Annotated in this window: 17 protein-coding genes; 11 read left to right on the top strand and 6 right to left on the bottom strand. The window is 66.5% G+C overall.

The genetic code is table 11. The features are described 5' to 3' along the window. Positions 1-36: 36 nt before the first annotated feature. The 3 genes from D5S18_RS21515 to D5S18_RS21525 are packed head-to-tail and all read left to right on the top strand — an operon-like array spanning position 37 to position 3,070. Positions 37-1,017, top strand: coding sequence for an ABC transporter permease (locus D5S18_RS21515; protein ID WP_120042819.1), 981 nt, complete (start codon positions 37-39; stop codon positions 1,015-1,017). Beyond that, on the top strand, positions 1,014-2,042 hold the full coding sequence (locus tag D5S18_RS21520; RefSeq protein WP_120042820.1) for an ABC transporter ATP-binding protein: 1,029 nt from the start codon (positions 1,014-1,016) through the stop codon (positions 2,040-2,042). Before D5S18_RS21515 ends, D5S18_RS21520 begins: the two co-directional genes overlap by 4 nt. Beyond that, the gene (locus D5S18_RS21525) at positions 2,039-3,070 is read left to right on the top strand and encodes an ABC transporter ATP-binding protein (protein WP_120042821.1); all 1,032 of its coding nucleotides are present in this window, start codon (positions 2,039-2,041) and stop codon (positions 3,068-3,070) included. The genes D5S18_RS21520 and D5S18_RS21525 overlap by 4 nt, the downstream gene beginning before the upstream one ends. On the opposite strand, the gene D5S18_RS21530 is transcribed toward D5S18_RS21525, so the two are convergent. Continuing rightward, positions 3,071-3,745 (bottom strand): DUF5995 family protein, encoded by a 675-nt coding sequence (locus D5S18_RS21530; RefSeq protein ID WP_120042822.1) that lies wholly within the window; start codon positions 3,743-3,745, stop codon positions 3,071-3,073. 162 nt (positions 3,746-3,907) lie between these two features. Continuing rightward, a complete protein-coding gene (locus D5S18_RS21535) occupies positions 3,908-4,345 on the bottom strand; it encodes a DUF6463 family protein (protein ID WP_120042823.1) in 438 nt (145 codons plus the stop codon). A 201-nt stretch (positions 4,346-4,546) separates the two neighbouring features. On the opposite strand from D5S18_RS21535, the gene D5S18_RS21540 reads away from it, so the two are divergent. The 7 genes from D5S18_RS21540 to D5S18_RS21570 all read left to right on the top strand — a co-directional run bounded on the left by D5S18_RS21540 (position 4,547) and on the right by D5S18_RS21570 (position 10,668). After that, entirely contained in the window at positions 4,547-6,106 is a 1,560-nt protein-coding gene (locus tag D5S18_RS21540) for an MFS transporter (protein WP_120042824.1), read from the top strand. A gap of 32 nt (positions 6,107-6,138) precedes the next feature. Continuing rightward, complete coding sequence (locus D5S18_RS21545; RefSeq protein ID WP_120042825.1) at positions 6,139-6,495, top strand: YciI family protein; 357 nt, start codon at positions 6,139-6,141, stop codon at positions 6,493-6,495. Further along, positions 6,492-6,803: a YciI family protein gene (locus tag D5S18_RS21550; protein WP_120042826.1), complete on the top strand. Its 312-nt coding sequence runs from the start codon at positions 6,492-6,494 to the stop codon at positions 6,801-6,803. The genes D5S18_RS21545 and D5S18_RS21550 overlap by 4 nt, the downstream gene beginning before the upstream one ends. Before the next feature lies 1 nt (position 6,804). After that, complete coding sequence (locus tag D5S18_RS21555) at positions 6,805-8,028, top strand: RNA polymerase sigma factor (protein ID WP_120042827.1); 1,224 nt, start codon at positions 6,805-6,807, stop codon at positions 8,026-8,028. A 324-nt stretch (positions 8,029-8,352) separates the two neighbouring features. Next, positions 8,353-8,805 carry an RrF2 family transcriptional regulator gene (locus tag D5S18_RS21560; RefSeq protein WP_120042828.1) on the top strand — a complete coding sequence of 151 codons (453 nt, stop codon included), beginning with the start codon at positions 8,353-8,355 and terminating at the stop codon, positions 8,803-8,805. Between the two features lie 5 nt (positions 8,806-8,810). Further along, positions 8,811-10,055 carry an NO-inducible flavohemoprotein gene (locus tag D5S18_RS21565; protein ID WP_239003924.1) on the top strand — a complete coding sequence of 415 codons (1,245 nt, stop codon included), beginning with the start codon at positions 8,811-8,813 and terminating at the stop codon, positions 10,053-10,055. A gap of 52 nt (positions 10,056-10,107) precedes the next feature. Next, a complete protein-coding gene (locus D5S18_RS21570) occupies positions 10,108-10,668 on the top strand; it encodes a TetR/AcrR family transcriptional regulator (RefSeq protein WP_120042830.1) in 561 nt (186 codons plus the stop codon). Between the two features lie 3 nt (positions 10,669-10,671). Here the strand turns inward: D5S18_RS21570 and D5S18_RS21575 are convergent, their stop codons facing one another. Continuing rightward, positions 10,672-12,024 (bottom strand): carotenoid oxygenase family protein, encoded by a 1,353-nt coding sequence (locus D5S18_RS21575; RefSeq protein ID WP_120042929.1) that lies wholly within the window; start codon positions 12,022-12,024, stop codon positions 10,672-10,674. A 180-nt stretch (positions 12,025-12,204) separates the two neighbouring features. On the opposite strand from D5S18_RS21575, the gene D5S18_RS21580 reads away from it, so the two are divergent. After that, on the top strand, positions 12,205-13,359 hold the full coding sequence (locus tag D5S18_RS21580) for a serine hydrolase domain-containing protein (protein ID WP_120042831.1): 1,155 nt from the start codon (positions 12,205-12,207) through the stop codon (positions 13,357-13,359). A 34-nt stretch (positions 13,360-13,393) separates the two neighbouring features. On the opposite strand, the gene D5S18_RS21585 is transcribed toward D5S18_RS21580, so the two are convergent. The 3 genes from D5S18_RS21585 to D5S18_RS21595 all read right to left on the bottom strand — a co-directional run bounded on the left by D5S18_RS21585 (position 13,394) and on the right by D5S18_RS21595 (position 17,233). Continuing rightward, positions 13,394-14,734 carry an NAD(P)/FAD-dependent oxidoreductase gene (locus tag D5S18_RS21585; RefSeq protein ID WP_120042832.1) on the bottom strand — a complete coding sequence of 447 codons (1,341 nt, stop codon included), beginning with the start codon at positions 14,732-14,734 and terminating at the stop codon, positions 13,394-13,396. Between the two features lie 152 nt (positions 14,735-14,886). Continuing rightward, on the bottom strand, positions 14,887-16,173 hold the full coding sequence (locus D5S18_RS21590; RefSeq protein WP_158607922.1) for an MFS transporter: 1,287 nt from the start codon (positions 16,171-16,173) through the stop codon (positions 14,887-14,889). A 127-nt stretch (positions 16,174-16,300) separates the two neighbouring features. Next, the gene (locus D5S18_RS21595; protein WP_120042834.1) at positions 16,301-17,233 is read right to left on the bottom strand and encodes a LysR substrate-binding domain-containing protein; all 933 of its coding nucleotides are present in this window, start codon (positions 17,231-17,233) and stop codon (positions 16,301-16,303) included. Positions 17,234-17,249: the final 16 nt, after the last annotated feature.

Below are 17,249 nucleotides of genomic sequence, written 5' to 3' on the forward strand. Positions count from 1 at the left end.
GCCCGGCCCGGACGCGACCGATTCGGAGACTCCCGAATGCTGGCTTTCCTTGTCCGCCGCCTACTCGGCGGGATCGTGATCCTGCTGGTGATCTGCGCGGGCACCTTCGCTCTTTTCTATATCGCCCCCGGTAGCAATGTCGCGAGGTTGGCCTGCGGGAAGACCTGCACGCCCGAACTTGTCGCCGCGGTGGCCCATCAGATGGGCGTCGACCAACCTGTCTGGCAGCAGTTCCTCGACTATCTCACCGGAATCTTCGCAGGCCGCACCATCGGCGACACCGACTGTGCCGCGCCGTGTCTCGGCTATTCCTTCCACAACCACCGCCCGGTGCTCGACACCATCATCGACCGGATACCCGTCACTTTCTCGCTTACCATCGGCGCGGCGGTGATCTTCCTGATCGTCGGCGTCGGTCTGGGCTTGCTGGCCGCGCTGCGCCGGGGCAAGCTCGCCGACAAGATCGCCAAGGGCTTCGCGGTGCTCGGCGGCGCGCAGCAGATCTTCGTCCTCGGCCCGTTCCTGCTGTTCCTGTTCGTCTACTCGACGCGAATCATGAACGTGCCCAGCTACACTCCGTTGCTCACCGATCCGGTGCGCTGGGCGACGGGCCTGGTGCTGCCGTGGGTCTGCCTGGCCATCATCAGCGCCGCCTACTACGCGCGATTGACCAGATCGTCGATGGTGGAGGTGCTCAACGAGGACTACATCCGCACCGTGCGCGCCAAGGGGATGGGTCCGGCGAATGTGTATCTCAAACACGCCTTTCGGGGCACCATGAGTCCGATCGCCACCCTGCTCGGCCTCGATATCGCCGTACTGCTCGGCGGGGCCATCATCACCGAGACCGTCTTCAATCTGCCCGGCATCGGCCAGTTGGCCGCGAATTCCATTCAGGATTCCGATCTTCCGGTGATGATGGCGGTGGTGCTGCTGGCGGCGACCGCGATCGTGGTGGCCAATATCGTGGTCGACCTGATCTACGCGTTCATCGATCCGAGAGTGAGACTGCGATGACCATCCTTTCGCTGCGGGATCTGCTGGTGCACTTCCGCACCGAGGACGGTGTGGTCAAGGCCGTGGACGGTCTGTCATTCGATCTGCGGCGGCGCACCACGCTCGGGATCGTAGGCGAATCCGGGTCGGGCAAGAGTGTGGCCACCATGGCGATCCTCGGCCTGCACGACCGCACCACGACCACCGTCGGCGGCCGGATCCTTTTCGAGGGAACGGATTTGGCGCAGGCGTCGGAGCGGACCATGCACCAGTATCGGGGCAAGCGGATCTCGATGATCTTCCAGGATCCGCTCACCGCGCTCTCGCCGTACTACACCATCGGCGATCAGATCGTCGAGACCTACCGCAGACATACCGGCGCGAGTCGAAAACGCGCCCGCGCCAGGGCAATCGAGATGCTGGGCAAGGTCGGCATCCCGCAGCCGCAACGCCGAGCCGACGACTATCCGCACCAATTCTCCGGCGGTATGCGGCAGCGGGCCATGATCGCCATCGCCCTGTGCTGCGATCCGGATCTGCTCATCGCCGACGAACCCACCACGGCACTGGATGTGACGGTGCAGGCGCAGATCCTGGACCTGCTGCGCGACCTGCAACAAGAGTTCAACACGGCGATCATCCTGATCACCCACGATATGGGTGTGGTCGCGCAGATGGCCGATGAGGTTCTGGTCATGTACGCGGGGCGGGGCATAGAGCGGGGCGGGGCGCACGAAGTGCTGAGACAACCGCGTCACCCCTACAGTTGGGGCCTGCTGTCGTCCATCCCGCACCTCGGCGGCGATGTCGAGCACCCGCTGACTCCCGTGCGCGGCACACCGCCGAGCCTGATCGACGTACCGCCGGGATGCCCCTTCCATCCCCGCTGCGACTATGTGACGCGCGTCGACGGCGCGCGCTGCGAAACCGAACGGCCGCAACTCGTTTCGGAGCGGAGCGCGGCCTGCCACCTGGCCGACACCGCAGCCGACCGCATCTTCGGCGACGAGATCCGGCCCAAGCTCAGCACCGGGAAGGCGTCATGACCGCACAGACACCGCTGCTCACGGCGACCGGCCTGCAGATGCATTTCCCCATCCGCACCGGGTTCGTCTTCAAACGCCACACGGCCGCGGTGCGCGCGGTGGACGGAATCGACCTGAGTATCGGGGCGGGTCAGGCATTCGGCCTGGTGGGCGAGTCCGGCTGCGGCAAATCCACCACCGGGCGCATGCTGGCTCGGCTACTCGAACCCACCGCGGGCAGCATCGTCTACGACGGGCGCGATATCACCCACCGCACCCGTCGCGAGCTCACGCCCATCCGCTCGCAGATCCAGATGATCTTCCAGGACCCGTACTCCTCGCTGAACCCGCGCCAGACCGTTGGCGCGATCATCTCCGCGCCGATGGAGATCAATGGCATCAAACCGCCCGGCGGTCGCCACAATCGGGTGCGCGAACTACTCGAGACGGTCGGGTTGAATCCCGAACACTTCAACCGGTTTCCGCACGAATTCTCCGGCGGGCAGCGGCAGCGCATCGGCGTGGCTCGCGCGCTGGCGCTGCAACCCCGGCTGATCATCGCCGACGAACCGGTGTCCGCGCTGGATGTCTCCATTCAGGCGCAGGTGGTCAACCTGTTGCAGCGTTTGCAGCGCGAGCTCGGCATCGCCTTCGTCTTCATCGCCCACGACCTGGCGGTGGTGCGACATTTCAGCGAGCGGGTCGCGGTCATGTATTTGGGCAAGATCGTGGAGGTCGCCGATCGCGCCGACCTCTACGGCCGACCGCACCACCCCTACACCCAAGCGCTGCTGTCCTCGGTGCCCGAGGCCGATCCCGACAGCGCCCGACATCGGGAACGGATCCGCCTCACCGGCGATGTTCCCTCGCCCATCGATCCGCCTTCCGGATGCCGGTTTCGCACGCGCTGCTGGAAGGCGCAGGCGATCTGCGCCGAACAGGAGCCGCCGCTGGTGCAGTTGGGCGCGGCCACCGACGGTCATCGGGCGGCGTGTCATTTTCCGGAGCCGCGACAGGTGCTCGCGCGGGAGTTCGCGGCGGCGCCGTAGTCAGTTCGGTGGCGGCACCACCGGGGTGAGGAGTATTCGGCCCGTGGTGGCGACGGTTTGTTCGAGCGCGCGCTCGGTCATGGCGCGCACCTCGCCGTTGTCGCGCTGCGCCCACAGGATTTCGACGGTGGCCGAAACGGTGTCGCGCGACTTGGCGACGCTGAAGCCGGCCAGGATGTGTTCGAGCGCCTCGGCGTCCCTGGTGGCCAGTTTCCGCAGTCGCGGTTGCGCTTCGGCCCTGAGTTCGGCCTCGATCTCGGCGAGCGAGTCGATGACTTTCCGGACGACGTGCCGATCCGCCCCCGTCTTGGTCACCGCGAGCGGCAGGTCGTGATTGAGGTGCGCGTTCATACCCGCCAGCGCGAATTGCAGCGGCCAGACGGTGCGGTTGGCGCGCGCGTCGAAGACCGGATGCCAGGCCGGATTCGGCCACACGCCGTGATCATCGGCGGCCAATGCCGCGAAATACGCCTGGGCGCAGAGTGTTTCGAGATTGTCGACCTGTTGCGGATCGGCGAAACATCCGGCGGCGATCCGCGCGGCGATGAGTTCGTTGCCGCGCATCCGCATCGCGTTGCACCAGGCGATACCGTCGCGGGGATCGAGCGCCGCGCCGATCTCGCGCAGGCGCCGGAGGACCTCGGCGACCGGATCGGGAATGTGCAGCGTGGCCATGATCTCCTCCTCGGACTCCTACACACGGGTTGAGGGTGATCCGCCGCCAATCCTACTGGGCGTTTTGTCGGATATCTGCGGCTTCGCGCGACGACGCCGAGATGGTTCACGAGTGGGCGCACCCCGACCAACTTCTGCCCGCAATGGCGGCAACAACGCGGCCTACTGCGACGCGACACTGCCTGCAGGCTGCATTTGTTGTGGTTCAACGGCTTTCGTGGCGGATCGAATGCTGCGTAGAAGTACGGCGGCGGCGACCACCACGACGGGGGCGGGAGTCGGCTCGGCCATGAAAGCTATTGCGAGACTCCAGATGAGGACGGTCCAGGCCAGGAAGGCGGGTGGGACGATGTTGTTTCGGTTCATCCAGACCACGAGCACGCCGATGAGCGCCAGCGGCAGGCCGAAACCGCCCGGATTCGCCCAGAAGGACATGGCGGGCACCGTGTCCTCCCACCAGTGGTTCCACAGTCGCAATGACAGCCAGTCGCCGAAGTAGCCGGAGCTGAGCGACAGTCCGACAGCGAGGTGGCCCGCACTGATCCCGGCGATGATTCCGCCGGTCCATTTGATTGTTCGATTGCCGTGCGGCTGCTTCATCGCGGCCCTCCAAAGTCCTATACGGTGACGTACAAGTCGGAGCGTAGCCCTGCTTATACGGGACCGTATAGATCCTTGGCCTGTGATGCGAGCCATGTTGTCCCCTCTGAGGACCCAAGTCTGATCCCGCAGGCGCGGTGTCAAGAATCGGGCGGTGGCCACGACCCTCCGGTGACTGTCCAATTCACCGGAAGGCTCCCCATGTCAGACACCACCCCGGCACGGGCCGGGCGGCGCGAGTGGGTCGCGCTCGCGGTGCTCGCCCTGCCGACATTGCTCGTCTCCATTGATGTCTACGTCCTGCTGCTCGCGCTACCCCAACTGAGCGCCGACCTCGGGGCGAGCAGCGTCGAACTGCTGTGGATCACCGATGTCTACGGATTCCTGCTGGCCGGATTCCTCATCACCATGGGCACCCTCGGCGACCGGATCGGGCGGCGCAGGCTGCTGCTGATCGGGGCCGCGGCCTTCAGCGTCATCTCTGTCGTCGCGGCGTATTCGACAAGTCCGCCCATGCTGATCGCGGCCCGCGCCGCGCTCGGTGTGGCCGGGGCGACCCTCGCGCCCTCGACCTTCTCGCTCATCCGCACCCTTTTCCGAGATCCGAAGCAGTTGGGTACGGCGATCGGGCTGTGGGGCCTGTGTTTCTCGGCGGGTGCGGTCATCGGGCCGCTGGTCGGCGGCACAATGCTCGCGCATTTCTGGTGGGGTTCGGTCTTTGTGCTCGGCGCGCCCGCGATGCTGCTGCTGGTCGTGCTCGGTCCGTTCCTGCTGCCGGAATACCGCGACCCGGCGGCCGGGCGGCTGGACCTGTCCAGTGTCGTCCTCTCGCTGGCGGCCGTGATCCCGGTGAGCTACGGGCTCAAGGAACTGGCCAAGAATGGTTGGCACGCAGTGCCTTCGGCCGCTGTGGTGCTCGGTGTCGCGCTGGGCGTGGTCTTCGTGCGCAGGCAGCGCGCGCTGCCGCGTCCATTGCTGGATCTGCGACTGTTCGCCAACCGCTCCTTCGCGACCGCGCTCGGCGCGACATCGACCTGCGCGCTGCTCAATGGCGCGATCATGCTGTTCATCACCCAGCACCTGGAATTGGTCGATGGTCTTTCGCCGGTAGCGGCCGGGCTGTGGATGATGCCCGCCATCGGGCTCAACGCACTCTCGTTCGTCGTCGCGCCGATACTGGCCCGCCGCTTCCGACCCGCGTATGTCATCGGCGGCGGATTGATCATCTCGATCTGCGGATTGTTGCTGCTCACCCGAACCGACTCCGTCTCGGGACCGCTCGTATTGGCGACCGGATTCGCCCTCAACTTCCTGGGCGCGGGTCCGATGGCGACCCTGAGCATCCACCTGGTCCTGACCTCCGCACCGCCCGAGCGAGCAGGTGCGGCGTCCGCGCTCAACGAGACCAGCGGACAGTTCGGCTTCGCCTTCGGACTGGCCGCGCTCGGCAGTATCGGCGCGGCCGTCTACGGCGCGCGCTTCACGCCGCCCAGCGGGATACCCGCGCACGCCGCCGCGGCAGCGCGAGAAGGCTTGACCGACGCGGTGGTCGCCGCGCGTGAGCTTCCGCCGGATCTCGCCGGGGCTCTGCTCGCCCCGGCCAAGGCCGCATTCGTGGATGGATTGCACCTTGTCGGCGCGCTGAGCGCGGCACTGCTCGCGCTCGTCGCGGTGACGATCACCCGCCTGCTGCGGCATGTGCCGCCGACCGGCGCACCCGAGGATGTCAAAATCCGCCGGACGACAACGACCAGTCAATGAGGCGTCATCGGGACGCCATCCGAGGAGATGTCATGAAGTTTATGTTGATCATGCACAGCAACCCGCAGGTCTGGGACGCACTGACCGATGCGGAGCGCGAAGAGGTGATGGCCGGACACGGCCCGTTCATGGAGGCCGTGCGCGCCTCCGGGGAGCTCGTCGGCACCGCCGCGCTGGCCGGACCCGAAGGCAGCGCCGTCGTCCGGGTGCGCGATGGGGTGCCCGCCGTCAGCGACGGACCCTACCTCGAGGCGAAGGAATTCCTCGGCGGCTACTACATGGTCGAATGCGCCGACCGGGCGCGGGCGCTGGAACTGGCCGCCATGATTCCGGACGCCAAGGTTCCAGGGCTGGGCATCGAGGTGCGCGAGGTGGTCTTCAGCGCATGAGGTTCCTGCTGACCGTGTACGCCGACGGTGCGCCGGATGCGGCGGAGTTCCTCGCGGCGGTGCGGGATTCGGGTGAACTCATCGACGGTCACCAACTGGCCGACCCGTCGACAGGCGTGCTGGTCCGGGCGGCGGGCCTGGTCGCAGAGGGGTCCTATCTGGACTCTCCGGTGGACCTGGCCGCCTATTATCTGCTCGATTGCGAGGATCGCGACCGGGCCGCGCGATTGGCGGCGCTGCTGCCTGCGGCCGGATGCGACGCGGTGGAGGTGCGGCCGGTGATGGCCGCCGCCGGATTGGAGATGTGACGTGGGCGCCGAGTATCCGGGACCGCTGCTGCGGGATTCGGCCCCCAGGGTGCTCGGCGCGCTCGTGCGCCGGTTCGGCGATTTCGACGCGTGCGAGGACGCCCTCCAGGAGGCCATGCTCGCGGCCAGTATCCAGTGGCCCGCCGAACCGCCCGACAATCCGTACGGCTGGCTGGTCACCGTGGCCTCGCGGCGGGTGGTGGATCACATCCGCGGCGAGCGCGCCCGCCGTGACCGCGAGAGCTCCAGTGCGAGCAGGGAACTGCCCGACGCGCTGGTCGCACCCGGTCCGGAGGACGAGGTCGGCGACCAGGACGACACCCTGTCGCTGCTGTTCATGTGCTGTCATCCGGCGCTGACACCCGTTTCCCAGGTGGCCTTGACGCTGCGCGCGGTCGCGGGTTTGACCACCGGCGAGATCGCGGGGGCGTTCCTGGTGCCCGAATCGACCATGGGCGCGCGCATCAGTCGCGCCAAGGCGCGTATCCGGGCCACCGGTTCGACACTGACTATGCCCGAGGGACCCGAGTTCGCCGAGCGCCTCGACGCCGTCCTCCAGGTGCTGTATCTGACCTTCAACGAGGGCTACACGGCCAGTTCCGGCCCCGAACTGCAACGCCGGGACCTCGCCGCCGAGGCCATCCGGCTCACCAGGGTCATCCACCGCGTGCTGCCCGAGGACGGCGAGGTCGCCGGACTGCTGGCGCTGATGCTGTTGACCGACGCTCGCCGCGCCGCGCGCACCGATGCCGACGGCGGCCTCATTCCGTTGGCCGAACAGGACCGAACACGGTGGGATAGTTCGCTGATCGCGGAGGGCGCCCAACTGATCACCGAGACCATGCGTCACGCGCCGCTTGGTCCCTACCAACTCCAGGCGGCCATCGCCTCCCTGCATGTCCAGCCCGAAACCGATTGGCCGCAAATCGAATTCCTCTATCGGGTGCTGTGCCGCATCGCGCCGAACCCCATGGCGACCCTCAATCACGCCATCGCCGTGGCCATGTCGCGCGGACCCGAGGCGGGTTTGGCCATGCTCGCCGACCTCGCCGCCGACGACCGCATGGCCCGCCATCACCGCCTCGCGGCCACTCGCGCCCACCTGCTGGAACTGGCGGGCGATACCGCCGCCGCACGGGCGGACTACCTGTTGGCCGCCCGTCGCACCACCAGCCTTCCCGAACAGCGCTACCTGCGCGCCCGAGCGGAGCGGCTCTCTTCCTGAGTCGCAACGGTTGCTCAGTTGAATTCCCACACAAGAACATTCCGAAATCAGATTCGCCCGCACCGCCATTTTTGGACGCGCAATTCGTGGAATAGGGTCCTAGTGCCCATATTTCGATGACTTTCGGAAAGACACGAGCCGCGGCGTGCCGCCACCCAGTCGCCACCAGCGTCAATTATGGCCCTGTACAGCAGGTTTCACATTGAATCCGCTTCAGGGAACGTCGATCGAACATCCCGAAAGATAATCCGCACCGGAATGCGTAATAAAGCACACGTCGGTCGAGTGATGAATTCTGGAATCCGAATGGATAGCGTTGCGGGCATGCAGCTTTCACGGTTCACCGATTTGGGTTTGCGGGCGATGATGCGCCTGGCGGTGAGCGAAGCGGCCGAGGCTCGGGTGACCACGCGGTTGATCGCGCGGCAGGTGGACGCCTCCGAACACCATATCGCCAAGGCGGTGACGCGACTGGTCGAACTCGGGCTGGTGCGATCGCATCGGGGACGGACCGGCGGTCTGTTCATCACCCCCGCAGGCCGGGCGATCTCGGTGGGTCGGCTGGTGCGGGAGTTGGAGCGCGATCGAGAGGTCGTGGCGTGCACCGGGATTCGCCCGTGCCCGCTGGTGGCCGCCTGCCGACTGCGACTCGCGCTCGCCGATGCGCAGGAGGCGTTCTACCGCGAATTGGACCGCTACACACTCGAAGATCTGGTCTCGGGACCCGCGATCGGACTGCTGCATGTGCTCGCGCCACCGCGCGCCGTCGCCAATTGAGAGGGATAACCGTGCACACCGATCTCGCGACCGAAATAGAACTCGAGGCTGTTCTAGATCATGGCCACGCCGAAACCATCAAGGCCACACTGCCTTTGGTGGCGTCCAAGGTGGACGAGATCACGGCGGTGTTCTACCGCACCATGTTCGGCCGACATCCGGAGCTGATTCGCGATCTGTTCAATCGCGGCAATCAGGCGCAGGGCTCCCAGCAGCGGGCGCTGGCCGCCTCGATCGCCACCTTCGCCGCCTACCTGGTGGATCCGCAGCGACCCCACCCGCACGCCGTGCTGTCCACCATCGCGCACAAGCACGCCTCGCTCGGCGTGATCGCGGAGCAGTACCGGGTGGTGCACGACAATCTGTTCGCCGCGATCGTCGAGGTGCTCGGCGCCGACATAGTGGACGGAGCGGTCGCCGCGGCATGGGAGCGCGTGTACTGGTTGATGGCCGACGCCCTGATCGAACGCGAACGCGACCTCTACGCCGGGGCAGGAGTCGCGCCGGGCGATGTTTACCGCAGGGCGCGGGTCCTCGCTCGTGACGACCAACCGGGTGATATCGCCGTCTTCACCGTCGTATCGGCCGATCCGGACGCACCGCTGCCGAATTTCGCCGCGGGACAATATGTCTCGGTCGGTGTCGAACTGCCGGACGGTGCGCGGCAGTTGCGCCAGTACAGCCTGGTCAACGCGCCGGGCGGGGGTCGGTACAGCTTCGCGGTCAAACGCGTCGAGGCCGCGCTCGGATGTCCGGCGGGCGAGGTCTCCACCTGGCTGCACGACTATCTGCGAGTCGGCGCGGTCATCGATGTCACCGTGCCGTTCGGCGACGGCACGATCGACGCGGCGGCGGACGTGCCGCTGGTGCTCGTCTCGGCCGGTATCGGCGCGACGCCGATGATCGGCATGCTCGAGCAGTTGGTGCGTGCCAATCCGGAGCGGCGCACCCTCGTCGTGCACGGCGACCGCTCCCCGCGGACCCATCCCCTGCGCGCTCGCCTGGACGAGCTGATGGGCAAGCTGCCGTCGGGGCGTGTCGAACTCTGGTATCAGGATTCGGTGCCCGGCGCCCGGCAAGGTCTGGTCGATCTCACCGAGGTCGAGGTCCCCGCCGACGCCGACATCCGGGTGTGCGGTCCGGTCGGATTCCTGCACGAGGTGCGGATCCAATTGCACGCCTTGGGGTTCGCCGACGAGCGGATTCGGGTCGAGCAGTTCACACCGACAGATTGGCGGTTGGCGGACTAACGTCTCAAATGCTTGTCACTGACGGCTGTATGCCGGCTGGTACGGTGACGACGTGGGCACAAGAGACGACCTGTTGGCGGCGGCCAAACACAGCCTGGCCGAGCGGGGCTACGCGCGGACCACGGTGCGCGATATCGTCGCGGCCTCGCAGACGAATCTGGCCGCCATCAACTACCACTTCCGCACGCGCGACGCACTGCTCAGTCAGGCCATGCTCGAATCGACCGCCGAGGCGATGGATCGCGTACTGGAATCGGCGTCCACGACCGCCGAGTCGAGCCCGGCCGACCGATTCGACCGGCTCTGGTCGGAGCTGATCGACTCCTTCGGCACGGATCGCGAACTCTGGGCCGCCAATATCGAAGTCCTCGCCCAGGCGCTGCACACCGAGGATATCCGCGACGAACTGGCCGCCGAGCAGGACGAGGCCCGAACACAATTGGCGGCCAGGCTCTTTCCCGATCAGGAGGGTGCGGCGGCCGCAGGGGCGACGGTCATGACCCTGGTCACCGGCCTGCTCGTGCAATGGATGATCGATCCCGACAACGCGCCCACCGGGGCCACCCTGGCCGAAGGGATCGCGACCATCGCCGCGGTGCTGCACGAGAAATAGTTCCTATTCATCGGGTATCCAATTGCCGTGGAAGCCGAGCGGAACCCGTCCCGGTAGGTGGATGCGGGCCACCGGTTCGCCATCGAAATCCTGTGCCGCGAGGATCACCAGGTCGGCCGCGCCCCGTATCGGGTTGTGTACGAAGGTCATGATGTAGCCGTCGTCTTCTGTTTTCGGCGCGGCACAGGGGACGAAAACCGGTTCGCTCACCGCCGCGTCCGCGCCGAATTCGTGTGTCTCGGTGCGGCCTCGTTCCAGATCGTGTTTGAGCAGAGCATTGCGGTAGGCGGCTTCCGGCCGCTGGGCGAGCACCGAGGCGCCCCGATAGAGTTCGGTCCCCGCCGTATATCCGTAGCGGTGCGGACGCACTTCCCGCAAGCCGTTCATTCGCGGAAAGTCCTGTGGGCGGTCATCGATTCCGGTGCGGTGCACGATTCCGGCCGCTGTATCCACCCGCCAGCGCTCCAGGGTGCGGGGGACGCCGAAGACATCGGTGATATCGGCGTGCGCGGGCGCGACGATGAGATCGATGACGATCTCGGCGCCCATCTCGTACGCGTTCAACACGTGGGAAACCTCGCACGGGGCGGTTTCGATCCAGGTCGGCACCGCGCCCGTGCGCGGGAGGACACCGACTCTGGTCGGCCGATCGTGGTCCCACTCGACCGGCACCTGTCCCTTCCCGAGTCGTTCCACGCTGAATACGAACGGGGTGTCGAAGAGGACCACATGGTTGTCCGTCAGCGCGAAATCGTGCATATTCGGATTTCCCGGCACCGGGATATCGACCGCGCGTCGCACCACACCGCCGCGATCGGTGACAATGTGCTGGACATATTCGACGCCGAATTGGATCGCGACGGAGTGCAGTTCGCCCGTCGACCGATCCACCTTCGAATGGGCGTTGGCACAGAATCCGGCGGGAGTTCGGCCCAGATCCGATTCGCCGACGGTGTCCAGTTCGTAGGTCATCGCGTAGGGTGGCGGGCCGCCCTCGACCAGTGCGATCGTGTGGCCACTGTGTTCGACCACCTGGACATTGGGTGCGAATCCCCACGGCGAACCCCCCACCACCTTCGGTTCCTCCCCCAATTGCGCACTGACCGATGGACTGCGCACCCACCGATTGCGGTACCACTCGGCCCGGCCGTCGCGCAGCCGTACGCCGTGCACCATCCCCGCCCCCATCGTCCACTGGTAGGCGGCGGGTTCGTGAACCCGCACCGGGTTGGGTCCGATTCGTAGGTACCGTCCGGCGAGTTCCCTCGGCACCGTTCCGGTGCTGGGCAGGTCGAATGCGGTGACCTCCTCGGTCACCGGCGCGAACGGACCGTCCAGATATCTATTGATTGACATTGAAATCTCCTGTGGCACAAGCACTTAACGCGCCGCGTCGAAAATGGGAGTGCTGACACCAGGCTACGTTGTCTTGATCAAATGAGCAATACAAGCGTTTGAAACATGTGTAATATATGCGACGTGGGCCGGCAGGACGGCTGGCCGCGCAGCAGAGCATCGTCATCGAGGAGAGACAGCATGACGCGAACCAAGCCCGGTATCAACGGCATCGGGCTGTTCACCGGCATCGCCCAGCACGAGAACTTCGGCCGTATGCCGAGCCTGGCCGACTCGGTCCGCATGGCTCCCGCCCCGAAGCCGTACGAATTCCCGAGCGCCCCGATGCGATTGCCCGACACCTACACCTACGATGACAGCCGCCGCCCCGTCGCGAATCTGCTGGTAGAAACCGAGACCGCCGCACTACTCGTCCTCGTCGACGGCGTCATCGTCAGCGAGCAGTACTGGCTCAGCGGCGGTGTCGACGTGCCGTGGCTGAGCATGTCGGTAGCCAAGAGCGCGGTCTCGATGCTGGTCGGAATGGCCGTGGCGGACGGCGCGATTCGCGATATCGGCGACCCGATCAGTGACTACGTCCAGGTGCGCCCCGGATCGGCGTATGACGGCGTCTCCATCAAGGCGGTCCTGCAAATGTCCTCCGGCGCGCGCTGGAACGAGGACTACAGCGATCCCGACTCCGATGTCCGCCGACTCGGCGCGGCCATGTCGGGCGAATCGACGCTCGACGACATGGTTGCCAACATGGTCCGCGAGCACGCGCCGAATACGCTGTGCCGCTACAACTCCGGCGATACACAGGCCCTCGGTTCGCTCGTCGTGGCGGCCACCGGACGCACACTGGCCGACTATATGAGCGAGAAGCTCTGCGCACCCCTCGGCATGTCCGCGCCCGGATACTGGTTGACCGATACGGATGGGCGCGAAATGGCCTACGGCGGGCTCAATCTCACGGCACGCGACTACGCGAAGCTGGGCGAGTTGGCCCGGCGCTGCGGGGATTGGCACGGCACCCAACTCATTCCGGCCTCCTGGATGCGCGAGTCCGTCACTCCCGACGCACCGCATCTGCAACCCGGCCACCCGGTCGTCGGCAATCACGCCCTTCCGACGGGGTACGGATACCAGTGGTGGATTCCGGACGCGGACCGGGGCGACTTCTGCGCCATCGGCGTCTACAACCAGTTCATCTATGTCGATCCCGTCGCCGCCGTCACCGTGGTGAAACTCTCTGCCAACCGCGCCTACGGCACCTCCCCCACCGAAGCGGCCAGTCGAGAAGAGGAGACCGTGGCCTTCCTCCGCTCGATCGGCCACCATTTCCGCACGCGATAGTCGCCGCCCCTCGGCCCTGACTCAGGGCCGAGCACTACTCGTCGCGGAACTCGGTGATCAGGGACCGCGCCGTGGTGATACCGGATTCGATCGCGCCGTCGACCACTACGCCATTCCAGCCGGTGGCCCAGTCCGCGCCCGCGAAGCGCAGGCGCGAATCGGATTCCCGGAAAAGGCTCCAGCCATTGAAGAATTGGCCGCTCTTCAAGGTGGCCCAGGTTTGACCGGACCATTTGTCGGCGACCCAGTCGTGCCCGTCGCAGGCCAGGACACGCAGATCGTCGCGCCAGACCTCGACCGCCTGCTGGGCCGACGCCGGATCCCGCAGATCGATCGCGGTGTGATCGGAACCGAAGCCGACGAGGATGGTGGCGTCGTCCTCGGTGAAGTATTCGGTGCGCAGCAAGGAGATCGGGTACCGACCGGGGGCGCAGGCCAGCATCGAATGCCTGCCCGCGACCTTGATCCAGATCTTGAATCCGACGCAGTTGCCACCCTCCCGGATCAACCGCCGCTGTTCGGCGCCAAGAACGGGGGCGAACGAGATGTTCTTCAACGCCCCGAGCGGCACGGTGACGATGACCGCGTCGGCGGCGCGGACCGTGCCGTCGGCCAACGTCACGCTCGCGCTCGTCCCGTCGTGATCGACCGCGACGACCGGTGTGTTCAAGGCGATCTCGGCGCGCAGATCCGCGGCGATCGCCGTGTAGATGCCGTGCATGCCGCCATCCAATTTGAAACGCAACGTCTGATCGTCCAGCAGCGCGGGACGGTGATCGCTCAGCGCCGCCCAGTGCACGGCCATGAGCGGCGACGCGGTGGCCGTCGGCCCCTGGTAGGCAGCAGACCAGTAGGCGTCGGCCAGATCGATCTCCTCACGGGTGAACGTTCCGTCGCGGAGTGCGTCGAGCACACCGGCCTCGTCGGCGGCGAGAAAACGTCGCCGCACTTCGGGATCGGTATCCGGGTCGCGCAGGATCGCGAATGGGTCGTGCGGATAGGGGAAGAAGCGCGCCGAATCCGCGAAAACCCTTCCGTGCGTGCGATACAGGATGGCGTCGAGATCGGCTTCGCTGCCGCTGCGCACCGCGCCGTCACCGATCCAGTACGCGGACTCCACCTGCGGGCTGGGGTGAATCCCCTGCCCGTAGCGGCGTATTTCGGTCCAGATGAACGGCTGCATCCAGTGCACCCAGGTCGCGCCGAGTTCCAGTCGCCGCCCGAGTCGTTCGGCGGTCCATGCTCGACCGCCGATCCGATCGCGCGCCTCGAAGATCTCGACCTCGACGCCCGCCCCCTCGAGTTCGCGGGCGGCGGTCAAGCCCGCGAAGCCCGCGCCGACCACGATGACGCGCGGGGGTTTCCTGGATGCCATTGACAAACCGCCTTCCGATAGCCGATCACGGAATCGCCGCCGGATTCCGGGCTTCTGGATTCCGAGCAATGGCGTCCTCCGCGCAGTTGTGGTGCACCTCACCGTAAACGGGGATCCAGCGGGCGAATTGTCGGTGAGTGCACTGATTTTGGCTATTCGCGCGGAATGGCCAGCGAAGCAAGCAGACTCAGCAGCGAGATGACGCAGGTGTAGGCGGTGATGGACCAGGAAGTTCCGGTGGCGGCGTAGATCGAGGCGGCGACGAGCGGGGTGATACCGCCGCCGAGCAACGAGGCGATCTGATAGGCGATCGATGCTCCGGAGTAGCGCACATCGACGGGGAAGAATCCGGCGGCGAGGGTGCCGACGGGCGCGTAGGTCATCGAGATGATCACGCCCATGACGACCATGTAGCCGATGATGAGCGGCCGATTCCCGGTATCGACGACGGGGAAGAACACCAGCGACCAAGCGATTCGGGTGGCGGTGCCGTAGACGAAAATGTCCCGCAATCCGAATCGGTCGCCCGCGAGCGCCCACAGCGGGGAGGTGATCAGCCAGGCGAGTGTCCCCGCGATCACCGCCGCGAGCATGAACGGTTTGCTCAGTCCTTGGACCTTCGCCCCGTAGGACAGCATGTACACCATGAAGACGTAGGAGACGGCACTGTTTCCGACCAGGATGATCGCGGCGAGCAGCACCCGGCGCCAGTGCCGGACCAGCACCGCACGCAGCGGCGCGCGCGAGGGACCGTCGTGGCGCACCCGCTCGACGAATTCCGGACTCTCCTGCACGTGCACCCGCAGGTAGAGGCCGATGCCGATCAGAACAACGCTGAGCAGGAACGGGATTCGCCAACCCCAGGCCAGGTAGTCGGCCCGATCCAGCAGCGTCGAGCACGCCAGGAACGCGCCGTTGGCCAGGAGCAACCCGGCGGGCGTGCCGAGCTGCGGGAACGATCCCCACAGCCCGCGCCGTTTGTCGGGCGCGTGTTCGAGGGTGAGCACGACCGCGCCGCCCCATTCACCGCCGAGCCCGATGCCCTGGACGACGCGCAGCAGTACCAGCAGCAGCGGCGCCGCCACACCGATCCGGTCGTAGTTGGGCAGCAGACCGATACCCACCGTGGCCAAACCCATGACCAGCAGCGAGACGATCAAGGTGGTGCGACGACCGATGCGGTCGCCGAAGTGGCCGAAGATCAGGCCGCCCAGGATGCGCGCGCCGAATCCCACGGCGAGCGTGCCGAAGGCGGCGATGGTGCCGACGACCGGATCGAGTGCGGGAAAGAACTGTTTGTCGAAGACCAGCGCCGCCGCCGTCCCGTACAGGAAGAAGTCGTACCACTCGATGGTGGAGCCGATGGCCGAAGCCCATGCCACAGTTCGGATCTGGCTCGGTGCGGCAGGCGGGGCGTGCTGGGTGGATAGGGTCGACAAGGGAACCTCCGGAATCGGGCGACGCGCACCGTCGCGCATCGTCGACCCGAGCAGTATGTGACGGCAACCACATGCTCAACCAATGCCAATTCGGCCTTCGGCCATACCCATTCGGGCATGGCGCGATTCAGGCGACGTCCGGATCCAATCCGGCGGCATGCGCCCTGAGCTGCTCGAACAGCGCCGCCGCCGCAGGGGTCGGGGACCGTTCGGCGGGCACGCTCACACCGACCGCGCGCCGAATCGAGGGCAGCGGGAACTCCACCAGGCGCAGGCGTTCATCGCGCTCGGCGATGAGCATCGGCAATGCCGCCAGGAAATCGCCGGTGAGCAGCAGTTCCCGCAGCGTCGGCAGGGAGGTGCACTCCACCCGATCCGCCGGGATGGCCAGATTCTCCCGAATGAACAGCGCCTCGAGTTCGGCCCGCAATTCGGTCTGCTCGACCGGGAAAACCCACGGGAACTCGGCGAGGCGGCGCAGGTCGGGCGCCTCGAGTTCGTGGACGGGATGGCCGACCCGCGCGACCAGCCGGATCGGTTCGCGATACAGGACGTGCCCCACGATGCCGACCGGCGCGGTCGCGGAGAGCCGACCCACGATCAGGTCGCATTCGCCCGCGAGCAGTGCCGCGTGCAGCAGATCCGGCGTGGACTCCCGCACGATCACCGTCAAGCCGGGATGCTCCCGCTTGGCCGCCGAGATCGCATGCGGCAGCAGGATATTGGATCCGGCCAGGTGGGTGCCGACGGTGACCGCGCCGATATCGGCCCTGGCGAGTTGCTCGAGCCGACGTTGCGCGAGCCGCAGTTGACCGAGCACCGCCCTGGCGTGTTCGAGGAACACCGCGCCGGATTCGGTGGGGGTGACCCCGCGCGGTCCGCGCTCGAACAGGTCGACGCCGAGGATCTCCTCGAGTTCGCGCAGGCCGCGACTGACCACCGGCTGGGTGATGAACAGCGTTTCGGCGGCGGCCACGATGCTGCCGCAATCGGCGATGGCGGTGACCAGGTTGAGGTGTCGCAACTTCAGGCGACCGTCGAGCAGACGAGCGGAACTCACAGACCGCACCCTATAC

It is taken from the genome of Nocardia panacis, assembly GCF_003598715.1.
Taxonomy (GTDB): domain Bacteria; phylum Actinomycetota; class Actinomycetes; order Mycobacteriales; family Mycobacteriaceae; genus Nocardia; species Nocardia panacis.